Here is a 23,782-nt window from a genome sequence, read left to right on the forward strand (position 1 = left end):
AACCATAAACAAAGCCTTAAACACAAAAGCCGGGTGATTTTAATTAAAATCACCCGGCTTTTTGTATTTCAAACATTATTTTACAATAGAAAATCATCCGATGCATATTTAAAACATTCAGCAGCGCGTTTATATCTTTTCCGTTCAAATAATAATGTGCCACATAAATAATGATAATGTTTTAATTCAACGGCTTCTCCATTTTTTTCAAAAAACGGTATAACATCTTGCTCTAAATACGCCATTAATTCATCTTCTCGCCCATCCAGGCGATAATCTAACACGCGAAATTTCATATCGTAATGTGGATGCTCATATCGATCAGCCAATAACAATCCGTTCTGGATATGTTCTTTAGCTTTCTGATTATCACCTTCATTCATGGCAATATAGGCAAGCCAATACCTTGAATTCAAAAAATCCATTTCAATTGTATCGAAGCTCAGTGCCGTATTAAAAGACTTTTTCGCTTGTTCATACTCCTGTTTGCGAAAATGAATATACCCGATGTGATGATGGATATTTGCCCGCGTCTTATCTAACAAATGCTCTCCGTCTACTTCTAATAACTGACTGAAATATGTTTCAGCTGAATAGAAGTCTCCCACTAAACTGTAATTCAAACCCAAGACAATTTGACAATCAATCATACGAACATAAAACAGTTTTTCTTGAAAGATCGTAAAAGCCATTTGGGCATACTTATTCGAAACAACAATATTACTCATCTGGCTGTAAACGGTCGCCATCGCTAAATATAATTCAGCATCCGGCTGATCTTGAGCGAGTGAGTTAGCTTCCTCAAACTGTTTAATGGCATGACTGTACATGCCTTTTCGCTGGTAATATAGCCCTGTGAATTTGTAATAACTAAAAGCTTCACATGCTAGATATAGCGATTCTCTTTTTTGTAGATAAGCAAATTGATCGGTTGCATCTAGTAATCGATCTTTCAACAAATAGTAACCTAGTAAAGCCAAATCGTATAAACATTGCTCAGACAAAGCTTCAATCTGATCAATGTCCCTAAAAATAGCAGGGGATTGTTTGTCTACTTCTATAATATGAAAAATATGTATTTCATAAAGCCACTGAGATATGGCTTTATGAAATGCAGAGTCTGATTCTGCAATAAATGGTGTTGAATCCACACTTAATCGACGACAGATTAATTCGATTGTCTGTCGGTGAGGTTCAGCTTTTCCATTTTCTAATTTGCTTAAATAAGCCACCGAACAAATCTCTTCGGCTAACTGATCCTGTGTTAGCCCCTGATTCGTTCGGTGGACTTTAAGCGCTTGTCCTAATACGCTCATTGCTTTCACCTAGCGGGGAATTGCCCACTCACCATTTTCAATAATCGGTTCTTTTTCTCCCTCAGCCGTTACACCATAAACCGTTAAATCAGCTGAGCCTACCATGAAATCTTCATGAACGATACTTGAATTCACACCAATTTCGCTTAACTCAGCATCACTCATCTTCTCACCGTTCTGTACATTAGTTGGATAAGCTGAGCCTAATGCTAAGTGGCATGAAGCATTTTCATCATAAAGTGTGTTGAAAAACACTAGGTCTGATTGTGAAATTGGAGATGAATGTGGTACTAAGGCAACTTCACCTAAATATTTAGCTCCTTCATCTGAATCTAGAAGATGTCTAAAGGTTTCTTCACCAGTACCAGCTTTCATATCAACCACTTGCCCGTCTTTGAACGTTAATTCAAAATCATCGATTAAGTTCCCGTTATAATTAAGTGGTTTCGTATTCTTCACCGTTCCGTTAACGCCACGGTAATCTGGAGCTGTAAAGACTTCTTCTGTTGGCATATTTGGATTAAATGAAGCACCTGTTTCTGCAACAGCTCCACCACCAGCCCAGACGTGATTTTCTGGTAATTTAACAGTTAGATCAACATAATCTGATTGATACTCTAAATGGTCGTATTGCTTTTCATTTAAGAAATCGCGAATCTCAAATAACGTTTCGTTGTGTTTCTTCCAAGCTGCAATCGGGTCTTCTTGATCTACTCGAACAATACTAAAGATTTGCTCCCATAGATCATTCACCGCTTGCTCCCCATTATCTGTGTTAAATACTTTCTTCGCCCATTTTTCAGTTGGGACTGACACAATGGACCACTGGATTTTATCGTTAATAATATACTTCTTATAATCTTTCATCGCTTCACTACGCGCTTTATTTGCTTTAGCTACACGTTCAGCATCAATGCCTTCTAGTAAATCTGGATTAGGCGCTAAGATATTCAATACAGCGCCACCATCCTGTGCATGGCTTAATACGCGCTCGATTTGCCATTTCGGAACATTTTCTAAAACGCTAAGTGGTTCATTCTCATAACGTTTACGTGTTAGCACCTCATCTGCCCAGTTGACTTGCACATTCTCAGCACCAGCTGCATAGGCTTCGTCAACCACATGGTGTACATATTCCCGCGCTTCAAGTGGTGCGTTAATTAAAAGCGCTTGCCCTTCTTGAATATTAACACCCATTTGAACTGCTAATTTTGCATACTTCGTTAATTGTTCTGACGTTGGAAAAGCCATTACTTCCACTCCTTCTTCAATGTTCGACAAATCTATTATTTCATATTTTCAAACAATTAAAAAGTTATCTGCCAAAATTTTCACTCTTATAATGGCGCATAGGGCTTCGCTTCTTCTACCCAATGACGCACACGGTGATAACTCTCTTCAAAAAATGTTTCACTTAACGCCTCACGGTAGATGGTTTCAAACTCATGTTGCTTCTCTTGTAATTTATTTAACTGCGCTCTCGCTTCAGCCATCTCATCTTGGTACATTTGTTTATATTTAATTAATTTTTCACGGTGCAAGGCATCGGGATGACCATCTATAAATCGTTCATAGACATCAAATATCAAATCACCTTGGCGAACGGGTTTATGCTGATGAGGAGGTGTTGCATCAAAAATCGCAAAATTAAGTTCTCTTACAATCACCATATCCAAACTGCCCGGGTCAAATCCACAGTGATACACTTCAACATCAAAGCCACGATCGTGAGCTTCATGAGCAATCTTTCTTAACATCGTTGATTTTCCTGTTCCTGACCGACCTTTAATAAAATAACGATTAGTTATTTTATCGGTCAAATCTAGGACATAATCTACAGGTCCATCTGGTGTCGCAGCTCCTAAATATCGATGCTTAACCGAAGCGACGCGGTCTTGTTGTTTATCTTTTAATAAGGCATCCATTAATTCAGTCGTATGTTCATTGGCTCGTCGAATATTTAAGTAGTCACTATAAACTGATTCAACTTTTTCATGATGATCAAGCGCCCGTTCAAAATGCTGAATCGCTGTATAGTGAATATCATGAATCGTTTTTTTCAAGTCCAACAACTGCTGGTGATGCTTATTCAATCGATTCAGTTCATACCCATCACCAAAATAGATGAGATGTTCTTTTAATCCCGGAAGTGACAAACGCTTTTGTTGCATCTTCGTCCGGTCAAAAATACCAATTCGGTAATCTGGTAAAATGACCGCTTCAAAACATGTCGGCATCAAATGACTGCGAACAGTCTCGACATCCGTCAAACTTGAATAATCATTTGCCAGTCGTTCGAGCAGTGGGCTAATAATTGTTGTAAAACCACCATCTAGATAAATAACATGATCTAACTGCTCAACTGCATTGTCATAAAACTGCACATACCCTTTTGCTGTTGTTCCACCCATGAAATAATCAAATTGTGCCATGACACCCCTCCTTCACTACTATCAACACTATATGTGAAAAAGGCTTGGCACAGAACTGATTATGATTTCATTACACTCATCATTTCATCTGTATCAGAATCATCGGGATCTTTTTTGTCACTTGCAAACCAACCTGTTACGGCAATTCCTACTAATACTGCATAAAAGATAACCTTCCAAAGTGTTGAATGAGCAAAATCATACGGTATAATGGCTAAATCTTCATGTGCTAAGGTGATGACAAGTAATTTTACACCCACCCAGCCAACAATCATGAAAGCTGCTGTCTCTAACCCTGGGCGTCGTTTAATCAACTTCACGAAATATGTGGCAGCAAACCTCATAATAATAACACCAATCAGTCCACCAAATAAAATCACGAGAAATTGGCCACCATCCATCCCGCCAATCGCTGGAATAGGCGTTGGCGGTAGTGCCATGGCGATTGCTACAGCAGCTAATATTGAATCAACGGCAAAAGCAATATCCGCGAATTCCACTTTGACGACTGTCATCCAGAAGCCTGCGCCATCTGTTTTTTCAGCTTTTTGCTTTTTGTCTTCTTGACTATCACGCCTTAAAATAAATTTCTTCACTAAATGATTACCCGCTATGAAAAATAAATACAAAGCCCCTAAACCTTGAATAAACCAAAAATCAACTAGTAATGAAATAATAAATAAAGACCCAACTCGAAAGATGAAAGCACCTAGTAACCCATAAAATAATGCTTTTTTCCGTTGTTTTTCAGGTAAATGTTTAACCATGATCGCTAAGACCATGGCGTTATCAGCTGCTAATACCCCTTCTAATACAACTAATATAACCAATACCCAACTATATTCTAATATTAATGACCATTCCATATTTGTCGCTCCTTAGTCTTAGGATCACAACGATTAGCTTATCCAGAATGGTCATTTTCAATTCTTACATACACGAAAACAGGCGATACCTATTAGGGCATCGCCTGCATCGTCCACAGATTCACTCTGTTATTCGGTATATTCTGCGATTTCTTCTTCAAGCTTATCTAAAATCGCACCATCAACTGTTGATACTTCGTTTCGGTAGAATTCTCGAACTTCCTTCGCTTGTTCACGGAAAGTTTCAACTTCTTCATCTGTTAATTCTACAACATCCGTTGGGTTTTCTTCGTCATTTTTAATTACTTCTAGATACTCTTCGTTTTGAGCTTTTTGCTCTTCGAATACCCAATCTTGCATTTCTGTTACTGTTTCTTCAACAATTGTTTGAAGTTCTTCATCCAAACCATTAAACCATTCAGTATTAACGGTTGTCATTGCCACGTAGTTATTATGGTTCGACATTGTTAAATAATCTTGAACTTCGTGGAATGAAGCATCACCAATGAAGAAAATCGGGTTTTCCTGACCTTCAACGGTACCACGGTCAAGTGCGGTATATAGTTCACCCCAACTCATTTCTTGAGGATCCGCACCATATTTTTTATAAGATTCCATAATTAATGGTGACGTTTGAACACGCATTTGGAAGTTTTCAAAGTCTTCTGGTGTTTTTAGTGGGTGATCGTTAGACGTCCACTGCATAGCACCTTCTGACCAGTAAGCTAGTGGCGTAATACTATGCTCCTCATACTGTTCACGTAAATCTGTATTTAACGCTTCACTATTGTTTAAAATTTCTTGTGTAGTAGCTTGATCTGTTGGGAACAAGAACTGTAAAGCAAATAATTGGCCTTCATCGACCATGTTTCCTGTGAAACCTGGTGACATAACAGCCATTTCTACTGTACCTTGCATCAATTGGTCGACTTGGTCTGTTTCACTACCTAGTCCACCAAATTCATATGTTTCAACTGTGATCGCGCCATTTGTCTTTTCAGAAATACGTTTACCAAACTCTTCTGCATATACATACTGAACTTGGCCTTCAACTTCTTCTGTTACAAAGCGCCACGTATCTTCTTCAAATTCAGCGTCACCACTGTCACTACCGCTATCGCTACTTTCTTCACTGTCAGAAGATTCTTCTGTATCACCTGAACCTTCCCCTTCACTACTTGTGTCGTCACCGCCGCCACAAGCAGCTAATAAACCTAATGTTAAAAAGATCATTAAAGCTAAGATAAAACTTTTCTTGTTAAAAATGATCATTACCCCCTAAATTGTAATTATATAGTGTTTTAAAGATTCTCTTACTCTGGTACAAGTGCAAGAGAAATCTGTGGAAACAAGATCAATAAGACTGAAATAGCAATCATCATCAGTATATATGGTGGCGTTCCTTTAATAACTTCCATATACGGCTTATTAAACACAGCACTTGCCGTAAATATATCGACCCCGAATGGCGGTGTCGCTGAACCTAATGCCGCCTGGAATGTGATAATGATACCTAAATGAACTAAATCGATATTCGCCGCTTCTGCCGCAGGTAAAAAGATGGGTGTTAAGACTAAAATCACCACAATTGGGTCCACAAACATACAACCTACGAAGAAGAAAACACTGACGATTACTAAAACATATATTGCTGATGGATCAGACCCTAACACTGCATCTGTTAACATTTGTGGGATATTTTCCAAGTTAATTAAAAAGGTGAAAACTTGCCCACCAGCAACTAGTATGAACACAACCGAAGTAACTAACCCGGTTGATAAAGCTATACTAGGAATTCGTTTAATATGAATCGAACGATAAATAATCACTTCTAATAATAAAGCATATAATACCGATACTCCTGCTGCTTCAGTCGCAGTAAAGTAACCTGAGTAAATACCACCAATAACTAGAATCGGAAAGCCTAATGGTAAAAGAGCCTTACGAAATGTTTGAAAGCGTTCTTTCCAATCTGCTTTAGACGCTAAAGGTATATCTTTAACTTTGGCATAAATGATGCTGTATGTAGCAAAAGCTAAAAAGACCAATATACCCGGTAAAATACCAGCTAGAAATAGATCACCAATCGATTCTTTTGACGCTAAACCATAAATAATCAGACCAATACTCGGTGGCACGAGTAATGCCACGTCACTAGCATTAATAATTAAGGCCATAGCGCTCGAATCTTTATAGCCAGCCTTTAACATACGTTCGCGCATCGGACGACCAATGGCAACAACTGTCGCCTGTGTCGAACCAGAAATGGAACCAAACATCGTACAAGCAGCAGCTGTTGTAACCGCATACCCACCGCGAATATGGCGAACGAATGAACCAACAAAATCTAGCAATCTCTCAGATGTTCTACCTGATGTCATAATATCGGCCGCAAAAATAAACAACGGCACACATAAAAGCTCGTAAGTCTCAATTCCAGTAATTAATTGCGGCACCATCATCGATGTATCCAGAAGTGGTGAATAGAAAATCGCCACAATGAAAGGTGCAATAATTAACGGAATCATCATTGGAAAATTAAGCATCAAGAGAACAAACATTATTCCAAGTAGCGCTGTTAACATAGCTTGTTCCTCACTTTATATTTTATAGTTGTGTGCTTTCATCTTCGTCACGCTGTTCAGGATCCGTATCATTATAATCCTTTGCATCAGTCCCGATATAGACTTCCTTATTAATTAAATTCACAATTAGATTACGTAAGAACTGAATCGCTCCAGTTAAGAAACCCAGCGGAATGAATAAATATAACCACCACTGCGGAACTTGTAACGAAGTAGTCGTTCTACCAGACTCAATCACTGTGAGCATGTATCCATAAGATACGTAAGACAAATAAAATAAAATTCCTGAAGTGACAGCTGGAATAAAAATCGCCATCGCCTTTCGAACTTTCCATGGCACTGTATCGTAAATGGCTGACATACTAATATGTCGACCTTTACGAGCAGCATAGCTAATTCCCATAAATGTAGCGATGACAACCGCAAATAAAGAAACTTCTGCATGGAACCATATGCTTGGACCAAAGAATTCTCGACTGATCACATTACCGCCGATCATGACAGCAATAACAATAATTGCAGCGCTTAAGATAAATTCTTCAAGCTTTAGAAAAGCATAATCTATTGCACGCAGACCTTTACCAATTGCTTTAAACACTGGATTTTGCCAAAACGATTGCTCTTTCACGTTGTTCCTCCTCAATTGGTCGGCATCAAGGCGAGTTTTACCCACCCTAAAAAATTCATTGGTAAACAACTTATTGAAAAATCTAGTTACATATTGTAATTAAAAAGTCATACTAAAATATTATCGAAGAAAAATGGTTTGCTACAAACGCTGAATTTTCAGAAATAGTCGAATAATTTATGGTGAAGTCTTATTCTACATAGCTTATCCTTAAAATTCTTTTTAATAATGTCTATTTCGTTTAATTAATCCTTATAACTAAAAATTTGCTGTTTGACTTCTAGGTTGCAGGTAAAAAAAGAGGGAATCTGTAGGTCATTCTGTGGAGATTTAATTGTGCTAATATTCTAACATGTTTTCATATAAAGAACAAGCTATTACTGTCTAAACACATAGCTCAATTAAAGTCCGTTGTTGAAATTGTGATCCGCTCTCGGTGGACGCTTTCCGCGGGCACGGCTCGAGCCAGGCAACTACATCGAATAAGCATCTCTGCTACTTGCACCGAGGAAGCCTACTTCGAAGCACCACTAGAAGACGCAGGTGCATCCCTCGGCCGAAAAGCGTGGCCTGCGGGGTCTCGAGACTCGTGCTATTCCCGTGACGGCCCGGACGGCCTAATGTCGACGTTGGTCACAGGACGTGACCGCTCTTAGTCGACCAGGAGTCGCCACCTTCGCTTCTCACAATTCAACAACTCAGTGCTACACCATTTTAAAATCAACACAAAGTTTTAACAGGGTCAAACACAAAAAACCGCTCTTTGCAGCAAAAGCTACAAAGAGCGGTTTATTTAATCAACATTAGGTTTCGCTAAACTAATGACTAAGTCGCCAGGTTCGCCAATTAATGTTTGTTTCTCTGGTGAATAGAAATCTAACATACCTGATTGTCTTAACATGACAAGTAATACGTCTTCAGCATCACAATCATCTAAGAAATCATTGTAAGTGTATTCTTTCGTAATTAGTTTCTTCTTGAATATGAACCCTCGATTGATCTTCTCGTTTAACGTCGTCCATGTAATATCATCACTAAATAATACCGTACCACTAATGTGATGGCTTACATCATTCAATGTATCACCAGCATCTGATTGAAGTGGTAGTTGATAAAGTTTTTCCTTACCATATTCAGGCTTAAATGTTGAACTGACAAGCGTATTATAAGAATCATATTCCGTGACACTTAACATGAAATCATATGGTGTCATATCAAGCTGGTATTCCATTTGTTCTGACAAAATTTCTTCATGCTCATGTGGTACGCCTGCTTGCTTCGCATGGGTCAATCGACTGCTCGAAGCATCCGTCACGATCACAGGAATATCTAAATTCTGCAATGTTTTAGCAAAACTCGTTGAGAATTTATTTGATCCCACAAAGATAACGCCTGGTTTATCATCCATTGATAGTCCTAATTTACGTGATAGCCAACCAATGGAAAAACCGTGTGCAACAACTGTGAAAAATACCAGCCCAAACGTTAATGATGTTAAAATACCTGCATCATCATAGCCAGCATCCAATAAGATACTTGCGAAATAGGCTGAAACGGTTAGCGCCACAATACCCCTTGGTGCGATCCAACCAACGAGTAGTTTTTCACGGAATTCTAAATTAGTTCCAATCGTTGATAAGAAAATGGTGGCTGGACGAATCACAAACAACATCATCGCTATAAATAATAAAATATTCGGATCAAAAATCGATAATAAAGTATCACGACCTAGTGATGCTGTTAACATGATGAAAATCGCTGATATGAGTAAAACAGATATATTTTCCTTAAAGTGACGCATGTCATTAATCGAAGCAATATGCATGTTAGCAATCACAATACCCATGACAGTAACAGCTAACAATCCAGTCTCATGCATAATCATGTCGGGAATTACAAAAGCCATAATCACGGTCACAAGGACGACAGGTGATTTTAAGAACTCAGGCACTGCGCCTCGTTCAAAAGACCAGCCAATCATATAACCGAATAAACCGCCAATAATTGCTGCAACTATTGAAGCAAGTAGGAACATTAAGACAGCGCTAAATTCAACTGATTCTGTTGTTATGAATTGAATAAACTCAAATGAGAAGACAGCAATTAACGCACCGAACGGGTCAACAATCACGCCTTCCCACTTCAATACTGCCGCTGCTCGCGGCTTTAATTTCGCTTGGCGTAATAAAGGTAGGATGACAGTAGGACCTGTCACGATAAAAATACCACCAATAACGAAAGCCACAGCCCAGGATAAGCCTGCGATATAGTGAGCAGCTAGGGAACCTAATATCCAGGCTAACATGGCTCCTATTGTTACAATGCGAAACACAGGTTTTCGCATGCCACGAATTTCTCGGTAATCGAGATTAAGACTTCCTTCAAATAAGATAATCCCGACGGCAATCGAAATTAATGGTCGAAACAATTCCCCCAAGTCCTCTTGCGGGTTCATAATTCCTAATATTGGCCCAGCAACCAGGCCGACAATCGACATGACCACAATAGCAGGCATACGCGTGCGCCAAGCTAACCATTGTGAGAAAACACCGAAGCCACCGATTAACATGAGCACCATTAAGATATGATCCATTCTGATTCCCCCTAACGCCTGTTATATTAAATAAGAAGGATGATGTACGTGTCATGACACATCCTTTAGTATTTTTGGCACAAGATACCCTGCCATTATAAATACGTGTTATGCCACCGTCAATCGAAAACTTCTCCCCCTTGCCATGACAGTTTTCAGGCGTCAGTTTCACTTGATAAAAGTAGTCTTATCATAACGATAAAATTAAGGGAAATCAATTCATAAGGTATTAGGGCACAATGACTAAATGATGATCAACTAAAGTCAGGACTATTAACTCAAAATCACACTAAATTAATAATTCATCGACAATTTACAAGGCATTCCATACTGAAATATGCTATATTAAAATTAGACGTATTTATCATCCAAGCAATCGATGAAGGAGTATGTATAATGATTGGTTCAAGAGTTAAAAAATACCGCAAAGAGGCTGGTATGACCCTGTCTCAACTTGCAGAAGAGGCCGGAGTCGCTAAATCATATATTAGTGCAATTGAACGAGACTTACAGCACAATCCATCCATTCAGTTTCTTGAAAAAGTAGCGGCTGTGTTAAACATTGACGTCGACCAACTCATTAAAGATGAATCACTTGATGATGATTGGGAGGAATTAGTAAAACAGGCCATGGATTCTGGTGTTTCAAAAGATGAATTCCGTGAATTTATCGAGTTTAATAAATGGAAGAACAGTAATCACAATGAATAATCAACACCATATAAAAAACACCCGTTTATAACTGATCAAGTCGTTATAAACGGGTGTTTTTTGCTTGCACGATCAATCGGTTTTCTCCGTCAATTGTACACGTAATCAATGTAACAATTGATTGATTGCCTTTATTATGAAGAATATCAATGTCTTCAGGCGACACAACAGTGGTCTCAAACACTTCATATTCAATCATCTTATTTCTTGTTTCAATTGTAATGTCATCGCCACGTTCTACTTGATCTAGGGTTGAAAATAGCCGTCCTTCCGTTCGTGAACGATGAGCTGCTACTCCAATATTTCCAGGCTCTCCAAACCTATTGCCTTGTCGGATCAACCCCGCTCCAATGTCTAATGATTGAGCCGAAACATCGTCTAATAAGGGTAAGGTTAGACCTAGCTTTTCAATATGGATGAGCCCATAAACATCTTCGTCTTGAAACGTTTGATTGTTAGGATTACGCGTCGTTTGCGCCTCCACTTTTAAGTGATCATTAATAGCCTGGAAACCTTCCACTAGATCCTGCTCTTTTTGCATATGCTGTGCTTGTTGTAAATCAGGCCACGCTATCACCACAAGTCCAATCACAATCAAACCTACAGCAATCAACCTGGTCATCCATCATTCACCCACATCTGTTTCAATCGTTTATGCCACAACATTAAACATATACCAACTGAGACCAACAAGGTTCCGATGACATAATATAGGTAAGGGATCGTTTCACCCGTTTGCGGAAGTAATCCACTAGATAGTGAACCACCCGTAAAAGGTAAGAGACGGTCTTCTTCACCTGCGACAGATTCATTATCCTCTACCAGTTGAGTCGAAAATGATAACTGGACGCCAATATTTAGCCCTTGAAACGAATTATCAGATTCCATTGGAAATTCCACGTGAAACAGCAGCTCTTCCTCATCTTCTACATCTAATGTAACCATTTCCGATTCTATAAAATTGGCTAACGAACCTTGATAAACTTCTGTTTGCTGATCATTCTTCACCGTTAACTGCAACTGTTCATATATATAATTAGAACCATGTAAGTATTCAGCATCTCCAATTACCTTCAATGGAGAATCGTGATTATTTTCAACACGAACAGATTCTGTCATATAATCACCAGGCTTTAGTTGATCCACCTCAAATATGACGTCGTCTGGACTAACTCTAAACAAATGATCATCAGCTTGTGACACGATTGGTTGAATGCTCAACATCAATAATATGCTAAAGGTGACGAATAACGAACGCATGACGTCACTCCTTTCTAACTTGCGAAAAAAAGATAAGGAGGCCATCCCCCCTTATCTTTTATGGATTTAATTTACTGTGCCGTCTCGGTTTGAATCCGTTCTTTCGTTCTCGTCAATGTAACCGTCACCATCATATTCTTGACCGTCCCATTGGCGAGCTTCGAATGAAAGTTTAATGTTAGCTGAATCTCCTTGGAATTTATTTTGCTTATAAGTGCCATCTTCGTAAGTTTCGCCATTTTCAACGAACTTCACTTTGACACCCATTTGGTCTTCATCAGAAGGATCTAAAGGAATCCCTTCCCAACCTTTATTAGCTGTTGTAGAAACTTTCAAACGATTGTCAACTAAACGACTGGTATCTTCTACTGCATTTGCAACTGTTTGACGTGCATCGCTTATGTCACCTGACGCTTCTACTTTATCACCAAGCGAATCTGATGCTAAATATAGATCCTTCAAAGATACATTTAGGAAAACATCTTTAGGATAGTTATTATTGTCACCTTCACGACCTACTTGTAAAAATTCAACCTCAAATTGGTCTAGATAATCTAGCACACTATAATCAGTATACTCAGTCCACGTATCACCGTAACCTGCTTCTCCCTCTTCGGGTACATAATCCGTGAAATCGACATCTTCAATTGTCATCAATACATCTTTGATGGCAAGACTACCGTTATTATCAAACTGAATATAGCGTGTCATTTCATCGCCAGGCTTCAGGTCTGTAACGTCGAACGTATACGGACCATCAACCTCAGACAAATCCATTTTTAACGTTCCTGCTTCTACACTGCCTGTTGTTGCTTCTACATCATTGAATGCTGCCCAAGTACCACCGGCAATTAAGCTAAGGCCCATTGCTCCAGCGATACCACTAACAGCTAGCTTTTTTTTTATAGTCATTGACTAATACCTCCATATAATTGAACTTATTACTCTGAATCTACTTCACCGTTACTTCTGTTTTCACCGTCCATTTGTGTTGCTTCGAAATCAAAGTCTAAAGTTGCACCTTCACCTTGGAATTTGTTTTGTTTGTGATAACGAGAACCTTCAAATGTCGTGTCATCTTCAACGAATTTAATTTCCACATCATAACTCATGCTTTCACCTGCTTCTAAACCAACTCCGTCATTAGAACCTGTAATATCTTCCGGATTGTTATGATTAACAGCTACATTTAGCGGGATACCATTTGAACCATTAATTGACATTTCGAACTGACTCAAAAATTCATTCATTGAATTATTTCCGGCTCCCTCTCCAACCTCGTTATTCAAATCTAATACATCAATGTCCTCATGACCACTTGCCGAAACAGACGTTAGAATCTTATTAATATCAAGCGATCCTTTATTTTCTAATACAATCGTTTTTTCAAAATAGTCTCCTGGTTTTAAGTTTTTGATATCAAATTGAAAACTAGCATCTTCATCAACTCCTAAATCCAACGTCCCTGCTGCAAATGTGTTACTCACTTCCTCAACATCATTAAATGCTGCGTACGTTCCTCCTCCGATTAAAGATAGGCCAAGAACTCCTGTCATGACACCTACACCTAATTTTGATTTAAAACCCATACTAAAATTCCTCCTTAAATTGTTTCTCTTAATAGAGATTTTGATATTTATTTCATCGAAACTCATCAAGCTTCGATAAAAGCATTAGGAAACATCTTCATTCAGCTTTGGTCGATCTATGCGTTTCTGTTTCTTCTCTTCTTTATAAGCTGTGACAATCATTTTGATCGACCAACCAATTAACCATAAGCCTGGGATCACAAGAAGTAACATGAGTCCCATACTCGAATTCGCAAAATCCATAACATAACCTATATACGGAACATTAATGCCACCGAACTTGCCGTAGATATTTTCTGGTAACACAGCATTTGCATCAGCTGCATCATTGTTGTCTCCCTTAGTTCGGAACATCAGTTGACCATCATTATTTAAAACATCGATGATTCGATGTGTGACAAACGTTTGGTTATCTTCTTGAAACATAATGATGTCGCCTTCTGCTAGATTACGAACATCATAGTTTTGATTAATACCAATCACAGACCCCGTTTGAATCTCAGGTTCCATCGATCCGGAATAGACCACTTTTAACTCTTGCCCCAAAATAGTCGGCTCTCCATTTGACGTGACGTTCGTGATGACCATTGTGAATACGATTAATAGCATACTCACTAAAACTATGTTCATCGTTCGACCTAGCCATTTAAGCGTTTTTGTTTTCATACCATCATCCCTATTCCTTCTCATTTTGAGCCTCCTTTGATGATTCACCTTCTTTCACTTGAGTGTCATCATCTTTTGAATCTTGAGATTTTGTAGTCTGATCGTCTTGTTGCCTGTCATCAGTTGAATTAGTTTCAGCTGTTTCTTTTTCTTGTTTAGAGTCTTGCTGTTGGTCATTTTTGGTACTAGGTTGCTTTTTCTTTTGCTCTTTTTTGTCATCTGGATTGTCTTCAGCAGAATCCTCGGATTTCTCTTTTGTTGCTTCATCTTTACTTTCTTGATCTTTTGAATTTTGTTCAGACTTTTGTTCGTTTTCTTGGTTGTTGCCATTATCTTGTTTACTTTCTTTATCTTCTTCTAACTCTTCATTGTTTTCTTGATTAGATGATTTTTTGTTTTGATTTTGTTTGCTATTGTTATCTTTATCTTTTTGGCCATTGCCTTTATTGTTTTCTTTTTTATCTTTATGTCGTTCATCTTGGTTATTTTTCTTGCCATTATGATCTTCGCTATTTGCTGATTGCTTTTCTTCACAATCTTTTAGTTTAATTGCTTCACTTTTACCACCGTTATCTCCACCTGGATGTCCGTCTGGTCGAACAAACTTAAAGTGATAACGACCATTTTTATCAGGTGTAAAAGTCAATTGATCTTCCTCTTCACTAGCAAGTAACTCTGTCTCGCTTTCAAAATCTGATACCCGCTGCCATTCCGGTTTTCCTTTAAGATTAGCCGCACGATACACATGATATTTCCAAGGGGATGTCATGTCTTCACCCGCGTTCTTAACCGTGGCTACTATTTGCTCACAGCTTCCATGAACTCCTCCAGTGAAAGTCAGTGAACTTTTATCCCAACCCTCTTTATCTTCATCCTCATCCTCGTCGTCATCCGGTATATCCGGCGTCCACTCCCCTACTTGAAATGCACCCTCGACTGATGTGATGTCATTAAATTTCGCTGCTGTTCCATCAACCGTCAAGGCTAATAGCAAAAATGCAATGTAAACCGTAACTAGCGGTTTTATATACAAATTTCGTTTCATTTGCCGTCGTCGTTTTTTTGTCAAACGTCTTTGCCTCAAGGCTTTCACCACCATATTAAATTACTCCAACGTTTTATTATATGCGTTCGTTCTTTATTAAGAACAATTCAAAGTATATATGCTTGTAATCTATTTGAAAAATCCAATATAACCTCTTTTGTTCTTAATAATGAACAAATTTGCGTTATTCACTTTGAATTTCTGGTTTTTTCTTAAAATTCCGCTCATTTATTCGTTATAAAGAACAATAACATTAAAAAAAGAGCCTACGTTAAACCATTAAATGATTTAACGTAGGCTCTTAGAACCTGTTTTTATCCGATTCTATAGGATTATTGTGCGCGTTCAAGTTGTTGGCGTAATTCTGCTAGTTCATCCTCAATTCGATTAAGTGATTTCTCTAGCATTGCGACGTTACCTCCGTTTGCTTCCATCTTATCTAAATCACCTTGAATTCGAATATAATCCATTTTTAATTGATCAATTTGAGCTTGAATTTCATCTTTAGTCATTCTATTCACTCCAATCACAAAATCAATTCTATTGTAACGGATATGTGATTTTTCATGCAATTCATACGTCTTTAAGCAAAGAAAACCCGCGCTTCATCTCAATAATCAAGATAAGCGCGGAACACGATTAGTTTTGATCATAAACTTTTAATGGTGAAAAACAAAACTTTTAAGTGGGACCGTTTGTTGTTTGGATTCGTCGTTGATTTGATACTGAATCTTTAAGTCACTTAAATCAAATTGATAGTTTTGTTCATGCATCGTTACTTTAAATACGACTGTCATTTCATTTTCTGTCATGTTGAAATCATCTGGTTGTTCATACTCGCCAACAACTTCTCGCATATCAGGGCTGAATCCGTAATATAAATCTGTCTGATTATTCGGATCGATGAATGTTTCAATATAAATACTTGGATCAGTTTCTTTTAAGACAGATCCATCATCCTTAATAATTTCTAACCCTTCAATGGTTGGTAGCGTTTCTCCTGTCCATTTGTATGTGTGACCGATATAGACATCGAGATATTCATTAAACACCTTGGCGTGAGCACCTGTATGACTAACGTTGACAAACTCACCCTTATCACTGTTCGCATCTACAACAAAATAACCCATAAAAGCGACAATGACCAAAAGGGGACTTATTAACAGCCACCTGACTTTATTCATTTTGACACCTCTACCCAATATTCTACTATCATTATATGCCTACAGATATTATTCTATACTTTTTGTCAAAATCCTGCTAGGGGTTAATTTTACCTTTCCAATATGAAAACATAACATGAGCTGCTACACGGCTGGTCATGTTGCGGAAATCAATGGTTGGATCTATTTCAACAATATCCATAGCTTTAACGGCGTCAGAATTTGAAGCTCGCTCTACACCTGTCAGTAAATCATGACTCGTCATACCACCTGGACCAATCGCTGGGCAGCCTGGTGCGTATGCTTGGTCGAGGACGTCCATGTCAACTGATAAATAAATTAGATCGACTTGATCAATAAGATGCTGAATAGCTTGGTCAACTAATGCCTCAACGCCTTGCTCTTTCACATCATCCATCGTAAAAACGGTCACACCTTGGTCTTTTGCAAATTGATCATAAGCAGCAGCGTTCGTAAAATCACGGATTCCAATTTGTACAAGATGATCGCCTCTTAAGACTTGATCCTCTACGGCACGGCGGAAAGGAGTCCCGTTCGTTGGCCCACCATCTTGTAAATTTCGAAGGTCATGATGGGCATCAAATTGAATCACACCAACCGTCCCGACTTGTTGCTGATACGCTTTTAGTGAAGGGTATGTCACTGAATGGTCGCCACCTAATAGAAAGAGTTCATCGACTTCTTGACGATTTAATATTGTTTTAATCGATTCAGTGATTCGATCTTGTGAACCTGGGATATCAGTTGGATGCATATTGATATCTCCAAAATCAGTCACTTGTTCGTGATTAAAATCAATCCCTAACCCATTAGAATAAGTCGAGTAACTAGCCATTGCCTGACGAATCGCCCCTGGTGCGAAGGCTGCCCCAGAATGACTAATCGATGGCTTGGATAGAGGTGCCCCAACCAGCCCGTATCGACGGTGCTCACCGTCCGCTTCAATAAGCAATTCATCAAATTTCGTGACGTGTTGGTCTTTAAATTTAGCCTGACCAGCAGGTTTTAAATGATCAGCCAATTAAACCACCTCTCTGGTACAAGATTCGTCCTGCTTTCATAACTGTATTCACGTGGTTAACCCCGTAATGATAAGGAATATATTGATAATTAGGCGCGTCCCAAATCACGATATCAGCTTGGTGACCTTCTAAGATCTTACCAGCAGTATCCCCGCGATTAATCGCATGCGCCGCATTCGTTGTAACGGCATACCAAATTTCTTCTGGTGTCATCTTCATCTTTAAGGCAGCTAGAGACATAATCAGCTGAATATTCTCTGTGACCGAACTTCCAGGATTGAAATCGGTCGATAAAGCAATGGCAGTGCCCGCTTCAATCATCTTACGTGCTCGAGCGTAGTCACCCTTACCTAGATAAAAGATCGTCCCAGGTAAGAGCACTCCGATTGTCTTTGAGTTTCCAAGTTGGCGAATGCCTTCATCGGTTGCTACGGCTAAGTGATCTCCTGACTTAGCGTTTAATTCAACAGCTAGTTCCGTTCCACCTAATGGATCAATTTCATCCGCGTGCAATTTTACATCGAAGCCATATTTTTTCGCTTCGTTTAAATAACGTCTAGATTGCTCAACGGTAAACACGCCCGTTTCGGTAAAAATATCAACGAATTCAGCTAAATTCTCCTCTTTGATTTGCGGAAACATCTTAGCCATTTCATCTAAGAGAGCATCTGGATTATCACGATAATCTTCAGTAATCGCATGTGCCCCTAAGAATGTCGACACTATATCTAGTGGATGATTCTGATTAGCTTTCTGAGCGACACGTAATTGCTTAAGTTCTGTCTCGCGGTCCATCCCGTAGCCACTTTTAGCCTCAACCGTTGTAATCCCGAATTGTGCCATGCGATCTAAGTGAAACATCGCTTTATCATAGAGAACATCTTCTGAAGCTTCTCGAGTCGAACGAACCGTCGATAAAATGCCGCCACCTCGTTTTAAAATATCTAAATAAGGGACGCCCTGCTGTTTTAAAGCCATTTCATGTTCTCGTGATCCTCCAAACACTAAATGAGTATGTGGTTCAACGATACCTGGTGTCACAAGCTTACCGTGACAATCTATCTTTTCATCTGCTGTCACTTGCTCCAACTCAACACTAGGTGCGATTCGTACCACTTTTCCATCCTCTATTAAGATAGCATATCGTTCATACGTGGATAATTGCTGCATGGCCTTTCCACGAACAGGTCCATCGTGGTCATCCATCGTTAATAATTGTCCGATTTGATACAGTAGTATTCTCATAGAGACCCCTCCCTTAATTATGATCGATCATTGGTATGTGAACACCTTTTTGTCGTGCCGTTTCTTCAGCCTTTTCATAGCTAGCATCAACATGGCGCGCGACTCCCATACCTGGATCAGAGGTTAAAACTCGATTAAGTCTAGCTTCTGCTTCTTTTGTTCCATCAGCTACAATCACCATGCCAGCATGAAGCGAATAACCCATTCCGACACCACCACCGTGATGCACAGATACCCAACTAGCGCCATTCACACTATTAATCAGGGCATTCAAAATCGGCCAGTCTGCCACGGCATCACTGCCATCTAGCATCGATTCCGTTTCTCGATTGGGCGACGCAACAGAACCAGCATCTAAATGATCGCGTCCAATGACAATGGGAGCTGATACCTCACCTGATGCAACTAAATCATTAATCACTTGACCAAAGCGGGCTCGCTCACCATAACCTAACCAACAAATCCGGGCCGGCAAGCCTTGGAATTGCACACGCTCTTGAGCCATATCAATCCAACGATTTAAATGATCATTGCCTGGGAACGTCTCTTTTAAAGCTCGATCGATTCGGTAAATGTCGTTTGGATCACCTGATAGTGCTGCCCAACGAAAAGGCCCTTTCCCCTCACAAAACTGTGGGCGAATAAAGGCTGGAACAAATCCAGGAAAATCGAAGGCTTGATTTAAGCCGACATTATAAGCCTCTTGACGAATATTGTTTCCATAATCAAATGCGATCGCGCCCCGTTCTTGTAATGTGAGCATCGCCTCTACATGTTGTTTCATACTTTGTCTTGAATCGGTTAGATACTGCATTTCATCTTCTTGACGTCTAACCGCTGCTTGATCCAATGAATAGCCAATCGGAACATAACCATTAAGGGGATCGTGCGCTGACGTCTGATCAGTGACTAAATCAGGTGTCACACCAAGTTCCACCATATTCTGAAACACTTCAGCCGCATTACCAACAAGCCCAATTGATAGTGCATCACCGTTTAATTGGGCTTGATTAGCTATTTTCAAGGCTTCATCTAAAGAATGAGCGATCTGATCTAAATAACGATGCTCGATTCGCCGTTTAATCCGAGCTTCATCGACTTCAACCACAATCACAACGCCATCGTTCATTGTCACAGCTAAAGGTTGTGCGCCACCCATTCCTCCTAATCCAGCCGTTAACGTCAATGTCCCACGTAAAGAGCCATTAAAATGTTGTCTAGCAGCCTCTGCAAATGTTTCATAAGTCCCTTGCAGAATGCCTTGTGTCCCAATATAAATCCAACTTCCCGCTGTCATTTGGCCATACATCATGAGACCAGCTTGATCTAACTCACGAAAATGATCCCAATTCGCCCAAGCTGGCACTAAATTAGAATTGGCGAGTAACACGCGCGGTGCATCAGCATGTGATTGAAAAACGGCAACAGGTTTTCCCGACTGAATCATCAAGGTTTGATCGTTCTCAAGTTGTTCTAATTCACGCACAATCGCATGATAGCTCTCCCAATTTCGCGCTGCTTTACCTATTCCACCATAAACAACGAGTTCATCTGGATTTTCGGCGACATCTGGATCTAAATTGTTCATTAGCATGCGGATCGCTGCTTCTTGCACCCACCCTTTTGTCTTTAATTCCTTTCCGTGTGGTGCTTTAATTGACTTTACCATTAAATGACCTCCTTACGTTTTGAATCATCCATTAACCATGTTGTTAGAGCTTCAATGTCGTATGAAAATGGTCGGTCTTCGGTAATCGAAGGAATGATTTCTCTCGCTTCATCCAATAATTGGCGCGTCTTCTGAGCCATTCGGTTAACTCCTTTTACCTCGACAGCTTCCATCGCACAAATTAACTCAATCGCTAAAACACGCTGGACGTTATGAGTAATCTGTTGTGCGTGTCGAGCAGCAATGGTCCCCATACTCACATGATCTTCTTGATTAGCAGATGACGGAATCGAATCCACACTCGCCGGATGCGCTAATGTCTTGTTTTCAGATACGAGTGACGCTGCTGTATATTGCATGATCATAGCCCCTGACTGTAAACCTGGCTCAGGGCTTAAAAATGGCGGTAAATCATTGAGTTGTGGATTAACTAAACGTTCAATCCGCCTTTCTGAAATATTAGCGATTTCAGATACGCCAATTTTTAATAAGTCCATCGCAATCGCTATCGGCTGCCCGTGGAAATTACCACCTGAGACGACATCGCCATTTTCAAAAATAAGTGGGTTGTCTGTCGCTGCATTGATTTCTATGTCTAACTTATCCCGAACATAATCAAGCGTTTGCCAAGAAGCTCCGTGAACTTGTGGCAGACAACGGATCGTATAAGCATCTTGAACACGTTTTTCGCCTTGTGATGTCGTTAATTGACTGTCTTGTAATAAATCTCGCATTCTTCTAGCGACAGCAGTTTGTTCATCATAACCACGCGCTAAATGAACGCGCTCATCAAAGGCGTCAATGATTGCTTCAAGTCCTTCTATTGTCATCGCGGCTATTTGTTCAGATTGTTTTAGCAATCGTTCTGCTTGTAAATACGTTTGGACGCCTACTGCTGTCATGGCTTGCGTACCATTAATTAAAGCTAACCCTTCTTTGGCTTGTAAGTTAATAGGTTGAATGTCATGTTCTTTTAAAACCCCTTTAGTTGGTTGACGTCCCTCTTTTGTAAATACCTCACCATCATCAAGTAACACTAGTGCCAAATGAGCAAGTGGTGCTAAGTCACCGCTCGCGCCTAACGAACCTTGTGACGGGATAACAGGGCTAATCTGCTTATTGAGTAATTGACAAAGTGTTTCAACGACAACTGGACGCACACCTGAGTAACCCTTTAATAAGGCATTCGCGCGTAATAAGACCATCGTACGACTTACCGATTCTGAAAATGGTTCACCTACACCGCAAGCATGGGAGTAGATCAAGTGTTTTTGTAGATCATCTAAATCGGTTTCATCAATTTCCACATCACTAAACTTACCGAACCCTGTATTAATACCATACAACTTTTGATGACCGGCTAGCGCCCCTTCGACATGTGCGCGACTCTTCATTAGACGGGCATAGGCATCACTTGAAATGGCTACGGGTTCAGCATTTCGCACGATTTTCTCAATATCATCTAATGTCAATTCATATCCATTTAACTCAACGGTCATATCATCACCTCCAACACATAATAAAAGGGGCTTATTCTTAGACACACTAAGAATAAGCCCCCTTTTCGCTAATAACTTATGGGCTTCATTTATATATGATTAATTCCTAAACCAGCTGTTTCGTGTTCTAACCCCCGCACTGGCGCACCAATCGTCCCGTATAAAGCAACGGCAATCCATTCACCTTCAGCTTGGTTTTCATAAGCTATTCCACGGACTATGACAAATTTGAGTCCAACTGTCCGCATGACATCACCAAGCTGTGCTTGACCACGTGTCACACCTTGTACGGCTTCTAAAATCGCATGATACAGCGCGTGCATTTCGCGGTATAAGGATTCATCAATTAATCCCTGGCGCTTAGCTGCGGTTTCGATGGCTGAAACAACCTTTTGTAATTCCATTGATCCTGTCTTACCTAAACACGTCTGATAACCAGCGGCTTCGATTGTTTCGACTAACGCTTCTTGCTCTTCACTAGTGGCTAATACTAATTGAAGCGCTGACTTGCCAATCGGCCGTTGTGGTTGGTCAACCATTCACAACACCATCATTTCATTCAATTTTCATCTAAAATTGTAAAACAATTTCGAAAAAAAGTCAATGTAAAATAAAACGCTATTCGATGAGGCCATCAAATAGCGTTTCTACTTAATACCTATTCATTAATCTTTGTGGTTATGCGTTGGATCCCAAGGGAAGTCGGCACCAAAACGTTCAGCCAACATTTTCGATTCTTTACGGCGTTTTTTACGGTAATCCGCACGTTCAGCCGCTCCTGCATTTAACCATTTCTCTTCACTGGATTCAGGATAAACAGGCGGTACTTCAAGCGGTGTACCATCTTCACCTACTGCAACCATTGTTAAAAACGCTGTGGTACAAACAGTACGCTCACCTGTTAGTAAATTTTCTGTGATGGCTTTAACAAACACTTCCATTGAAGATGTTGAAGTCCACGTCACGAAAGCTTCTAAACAAATGGTGCTTCCTTCATGCACTGGGGCTAAAAAGTCGACAGAATCAGTCGAAGCTGTCACAACTGGTGTACGTGCATGACGAGTTGCGGCGATTGCTGCTACATCATCCATGTAGCGCATTAATTGACCACCAAACAATGTCCCGTGACCGTTTGTATCTGGTGGGAGGACGAACGAATTTTTGACCGTTAATGATTGAATACACGGTTTCGCTTCCATGATCATCATCCTTTATCTATAAATTTAGTTGAATATCACTTTATATTCTGTCGCCTAATGTGGCGAAAACCGTTCATATTATATCACGCGTAAGCTTCTTTGACACGCATAATACTCAGGTAAATAAAAAGGTTTGCGGAGTATCCCCCACAAACCTTTTTTCAGTAACTCTGATAAAGTCCGTTGTTGATATTGTGATCCGCTTTCGGTGGACGCTTTCCGCAGGCACGGCTCGAGCCTCCTCGGCCCAAAAACGCGGCCTGCGGGGTCTCG

The 23,782-nt window shown here is 39.8% G+C and carries 23 protein-coding genes; 1 reads left to right on the forward strand and 22 read right to left on the reverse strand.

Annotated features, from left to right (window positions below):
• Positions 1-80: 80 nt before the first annotated feature.
• The 8 genes from ACKXGF_RS12960 to ACKXGF_RS12995 form a co-directional block, all read right to left on the reverse strand.
• A complete protein-coding gene (locus ACKXGF_RS12960) occupies positions 81-1,316 on the reverse strand; it encodes a helix-turn-helix domain-containing protein (protein WP_411954115.1) in 1,236 nt (411 codons plus the stop codon).
• A 9-nt stretch (positions 1,317-1,325) separates the two neighbouring features.
• On the reverse strand, positions 1,326-2,567 hold the full coding sequence (locus ACKXGF_RS12965; RefSeq protein WP_411954116.1) for an aminopeptidase: 1,242 nt from the start codon (positions 2,565-2,567) through the stop codon (positions 1,326-1,328).
• A gap of 86 nt (positions 2,568-2,653) precedes the next feature.
• Positions 2,654-3,748: a hypothetical protein gene (locus ACKXGF_RS12970; protein ID WP_411954117.1), complete on the reverse strand. Its 1,095-nt coding sequence runs from the start codon at positions 3,746-3,748 to the stop codon at positions 2,654-2,656.
• A gap of 59 nt (positions 3,749-3,807) precedes the next feature.
• On the reverse strand, positions 3,808-4,614 hold the full coding sequence (locus ACKXGF_RS12975; RefSeq protein ID WP_411954118.1) for a TerC family protein: 807 nt from the start codon (positions 4,612-4,614) through the stop codon (positions 3,808-3,810).
• Positions 4,615-4,743: 129 nt separating this feature from the next.
• Complete coding sequence (locus ACKXGF_RS12980) at positions 4,744-5,886, reverse strand: DctP family TRAP transporter solute-binding subunit (RefSeq protein ID WP_411954119.1); 1,143 nt, start codon at positions 5,884-5,886, stop codon at positions 4,744-4,746.
• A gap of 41 nt (positions 5,887-5,927) precedes the next feature.
• Positions 5,928-7,199 carry a TRAP transporter large permease gene (locus ACKXGF_RS12985; protein ID WP_411954120.1) on the reverse strand — a complete coding sequence of 424 codons (1,272 nt, stop codon included), beginning with the start codon at positions 7,197-7,199 and terminating at the stop codon, positions 5,928-5,930.
• Positions 7,200-7,221: 22 nt separating this feature from the next.
• Entirely contained in the window at positions 7,222-7,827 is a 606-nt protein-coding gene (locus ACKXGF_RS12990) for a TRAP transporter small permease (protein ID WP_411954121.1), read from the reverse strand.
• A gap of 793 nt (positions 7,828-8,620) precedes the next feature.
• Positions 8,621-10,420 (reverse strand): cation:proton antiporter, encoded by a 1,800-nt coding sequence (locus ACKXGF_RS12995; RefSeq protein WP_411954122.1) that lies wholly within the window; start codon positions 10,418-10,420, stop codon positions 8,621-8,623.
• Positions 10,421-10,816: 396 nt separating this feature from the next.
• Between ACKXGF_RS12995 and ACKXGF_RS13000 the strand changes: the two genes are divergently transcribed.
• The gene (locus ACKXGF_RS13000) at positions 10,817-11,131 is read left to right on the forward strand and encodes a helix-turn-helix domain-containing protein (RefSeq protein WP_411954123.1); all 315 of its coding nucleotides are present in this window, start codon (positions 10,817-10,819) and stop codon (positions 11,129-11,131) included.
• A gap of 43 nt (positions 11,132-11,174) precedes the next feature.
• On the opposite strand, the gene ACKXGF_RS13005 is transcribed toward ACKXGF_RS13000, so the two are convergent.
• The 14 genes from ACKXGF_RS13005 to ACKXGF_RS13070 form a co-directional block, all read right to left on the reverse strand.
• Positions 11,175-11,753, reverse strand: coding sequence for a class D sortase (locus tag ACKXGF_RS13005; protein WP_411954124.1), 579 nt, complete (start codon positions 11,751-11,753; stop codon positions 11,175-11,177).
• Positions 11,750-12,391: an LPXTG cell wall anchor domain-containing protein gene (locus ACKXGF_RS13010; RefSeq protein WP_411954125.1), complete on the reverse strand. Its 642-nt coding sequence runs from the start codon at positions 12,389-12,391 to the stop codon at positions 11,750-11,752. The genes ACKXGF_RS13005 and ACKXGF_RS13010 overlap by 4 nt, the downstream gene beginning before the upstream one ends.
• A 66-nt stretch (positions 12,392-12,457) precedes the next feature.
• On the reverse strand, positions 12,458-13,303 hold the full coding sequence (locus ACKXGF_RS13015; protein WP_411954126.1) for a TasA family protein: 846 nt from the start codon (positions 13,301-13,303) through the stop codon (positions 12,458-12,460).
• Positions 13,304-13,332: 29 nt separating this feature from the next.
• The gene (locus ACKXGF_RS13020) at positions 13,333-13,980 is read right to left on the reverse strand and encodes a TasA family protein (RefSeq protein ID WP_411954127.1); all 648 of its coding nucleotides are present in this window, start codon (positions 13,978-13,980) and stop codon (positions 13,333-13,335) included.
• Between the two features lie 84 nt (positions 13,981-14,064).
• A complete protein-coding gene (sipW, locus tag ACKXGF_RS13025; RefSeq protein ID WP_411954128.1) occupies positions 14,065-14,670 on the reverse strand; it encodes a signal peptidase I SipW in 606 nt (201 codons plus the stop codon).
• Complete coding sequence (gene tapA / locus ACKXGF_RS13030) at positions 14,657-15,715, reverse strand: amyloid fiber anchoring/assembly protein TapA (RefSeq protein ID WP_411954129.1); 1,059 nt, start codon at positions 15,713-15,715, stop codon at positions 14,657-14,659. The genes sipW and tapA overlap by 14 nt, the downstream gene beginning before the upstream one ends.
• A 308-nt stretch (positions 15,716-16,023) precedes the next feature.
• Positions 16,024-16,203, reverse strand: coding sequence for an SE1832 family protein (locus ACKXGF_RS13035; protein ID WP_411954130.1), 180 nt, complete (start codon positions 16,201-16,203; stop codon positions 16,024-16,026).
• 147 nt (positions 16,204-16,350) lie between these two features.
• A complete protein-coding gene (locus ACKXGF_RS13040; protein WP_411954131.1) occupies positions 16,351-16,875 on the reverse strand; it encodes a hypothetical protein in 525 nt (174 codons plus the stop codon).
• A 76-nt stretch (positions 16,876-16,951) separates the two neighbouring features.
• Positions 16,952-17,896 carry a formimidoylglutamase gene (gene hutG / locus ACKXGF_RS13045; protein ID WP_411954132.1) on the reverse strand — a complete coding sequence of 315 codons (945 nt, stop codon included), beginning with the start codon at positions 17,894-17,896 and terminating at the stop codon, positions 16,952-16,954.
• Positions 17,889-19,142, reverse strand: a complete 1,254-nt coding sequence (gene hutI / locus ACKXGF_RS13050) for an imidazolonepropionase (protein WP_411954133.1) — start codon at positions 19,140-19,142, stop codon at positions 17,889-17,891. The genes hutG and hutI overlap by 8 nt, the downstream gene beginning before the upstream one ends.
• Positions 19,143-19,155: 13 nt before the next feature.
• Positions 19,156-20,811 carry a urocanate hydratase gene (gene hutU, locus ACKXGF_RS13055; protein ID WP_411954134.1) on the reverse strand — a complete coding sequence of 552 codons (1,656 nt, stop codon included), beginning with the start codon at positions 20,809-20,811 and terminating at the stop codon, positions 19,156-19,158.
• Positions 20,811-22,310, reverse strand: a complete 1,500-nt coding sequence (hutH, locus tag ACKXGF_RS13060; protein ID WP_411954135.1) for a histidine ammonia-lyase — start codon at positions 22,308-22,310, stop codon at positions 20,811-20,813. Before hutH ends, hutU begins: the two co-directional genes overlap by 1 nt.
• 89 nt (positions 22,311-22,399) lie before the next feature.
• On the reverse strand, positions 22,400-22,849 hold the full coding sequence (gene hutP / locus ACKXGF_RS13065) for a hut operon transcriptional regulator HutP (RefSeq protein WP_411954136.1): 450 nt from the start codon (positions 22,847-22,849) through the stop codon (positions 22,400-22,402).
• Positions 22,850-22,975: 126 nt separating this feature from the next.
• Positions 22,976-23,509, reverse strand: a complete 534-nt coding sequence (locus ACKXGF_RS13070; protein WP_411954137.1) for an acyl-CoA thioesterase — start codon at positions 23,507-23,509, stop codon at positions 22,976-22,978.
• Between the last annotated feature and the right edge of the window lie 273 nt (positions 23,510-23,782).

Origin of the sequence: Alkalibacillus sp. S2W, from assembly GCF_046764385.1 — a bacterium.
Lineage (GTDB): Bacteria > Bacillota > Bacilli > Bacillales > Alkalibacillaceae > Alkalibacillus > Alkalibacillus almallahensis.

Coding starts and splice junctions, on each gene's coding strand:
- ACKXGF_RS13000 (WP_411954123.1), top strand. CDS start 10,817: ATGATTGGTTCAAGAGTTAAAAAATACCGCAAAGAGGCTGGTATGACC.
- ACKXGF_RS12985 (WP_411954120.1), bottom strand. CDS start 7,199: ATGTTAACAGCGCTACTTGGAATAATGTTTGTTCTCTTGATGCTTAAT.
- ACKXGF_RS12975 (WP_411954118.1), bottom strand. CDS start 4,614: ATGGAATGGTCATTAATATTAGAATATAGTTGGGTATTGGTTATATTA.
- ACKXGF_RS13070 (WP_411954137.1), bottom strand. CDS start 23,509: ATGGAAGCGAAACCGTGTATTCAATCATTAACGGTCAAAAATTCGTTC.
- ACKXGF_RS12995 (WP_411954122.1), bottom strand. CDS start 10,420: ATGGATCATATCTTAATGGTGCTCATGTTAATCGGTGGCTTCGGTGTT.
- sipW (WP_411954128.1), bottom strand. CDS start 14,670: ATGAGAAGGAATAGGGATGATGGTATGAAAACAAAAACGCTTAAATGG.
- hutI (WP_411954133.1), bottom strand. CDS start 19,142: ATGAGAATACTACTGTATCAAATCGGACAATTATTAACGATGGATGAC.
- hutP (WP_411954136.1), bottom strand. CDS start 22,849: ATGGTTGACCAACCACAACGGCCGATTGGCAAGTCAGCGCTTCAATTA.
- ACKXGF_RS13005 (WP_411954124.1), bottom strand. CDS start 11,753: ATGACCAGGTTGATTGCTGTAGGTTTGATTGTGATTGGACTTGTGGTG.
- hutH (WP_411954135.1), bottom strand. CDS start 22,310: ATGACCGTTGAGTTAAATGGATATGAATTGACATTAGATGATATTGAG.
- ACKXGF_RS13015 (WP_411954126.1), bottom strand. CDS start 13,303: ATGACTATAAAAAAAAAGCTAGCTGTTAGTGGTATCGCTGGAGCAATG.
- ACKXGF_RS13020 (WP_411954127.1), bottom strand. CDS start 13,980: ATGGGTTTTAAATCAAAATTAGGTGTAGGTGTCATGACAGGAGTTCTT.
- ACKXGF_RS12965 (WP_411954116.1), bottom strand. CDS start 2,567: ATGGCTTTTCCAACGTCAGAACAATTAACGAAGTATGCAAAATTAGCA.
- ACKXGF_RS13035 (WP_411954130.1), bottom strand. CDS start 16,203: ATGACTAAAGATGAAATTCAAGCTCAAATTGATCAATTAAAAATGGAT.
- ACKXGF_RS12970 (WP_411954117.1), bottom strand. CDS start 3,748: ATGGCACAATTTGATTATTTCATGGGTGGAACAACAGCAAAAGGGTAT.
- hutU (WP_411954134.1), bottom strand. CDS start 20,811: ATGGTAAAGTCAATTAAAGCACCACACGGAAAGGAATTAAAGACAAAA.
- ACKXGF_RS13040 (WP_411954131.1), bottom strand. CDS start 16,875: ATGAATAAAGTCAGGTGGCTGTTAATAAGTCCCCTTTTGGTCATTGTC.
- ACKXGF_RS13010 (WP_411954125.1), bottom strand. CDS start 12,391: ATGCGTTCGTTATTCGTCACCTTTAGCATATTATTGATGTTGAGCATT.
- ACKXGF_RS12960 (WP_411954115.1), bottom strand. CDS start 1,316: ATGAGCGTATTAGGACAAGCGCTTAAAGTCCACCGAACGAATCAGGGG.
- ACKXGF_RS12980 (WP_411954119.1), bottom strand. CDS start 5,886: ATGATCATTTTTAACAAGAAAAGTTTTATCTTAGCTTTAATGATCTTT.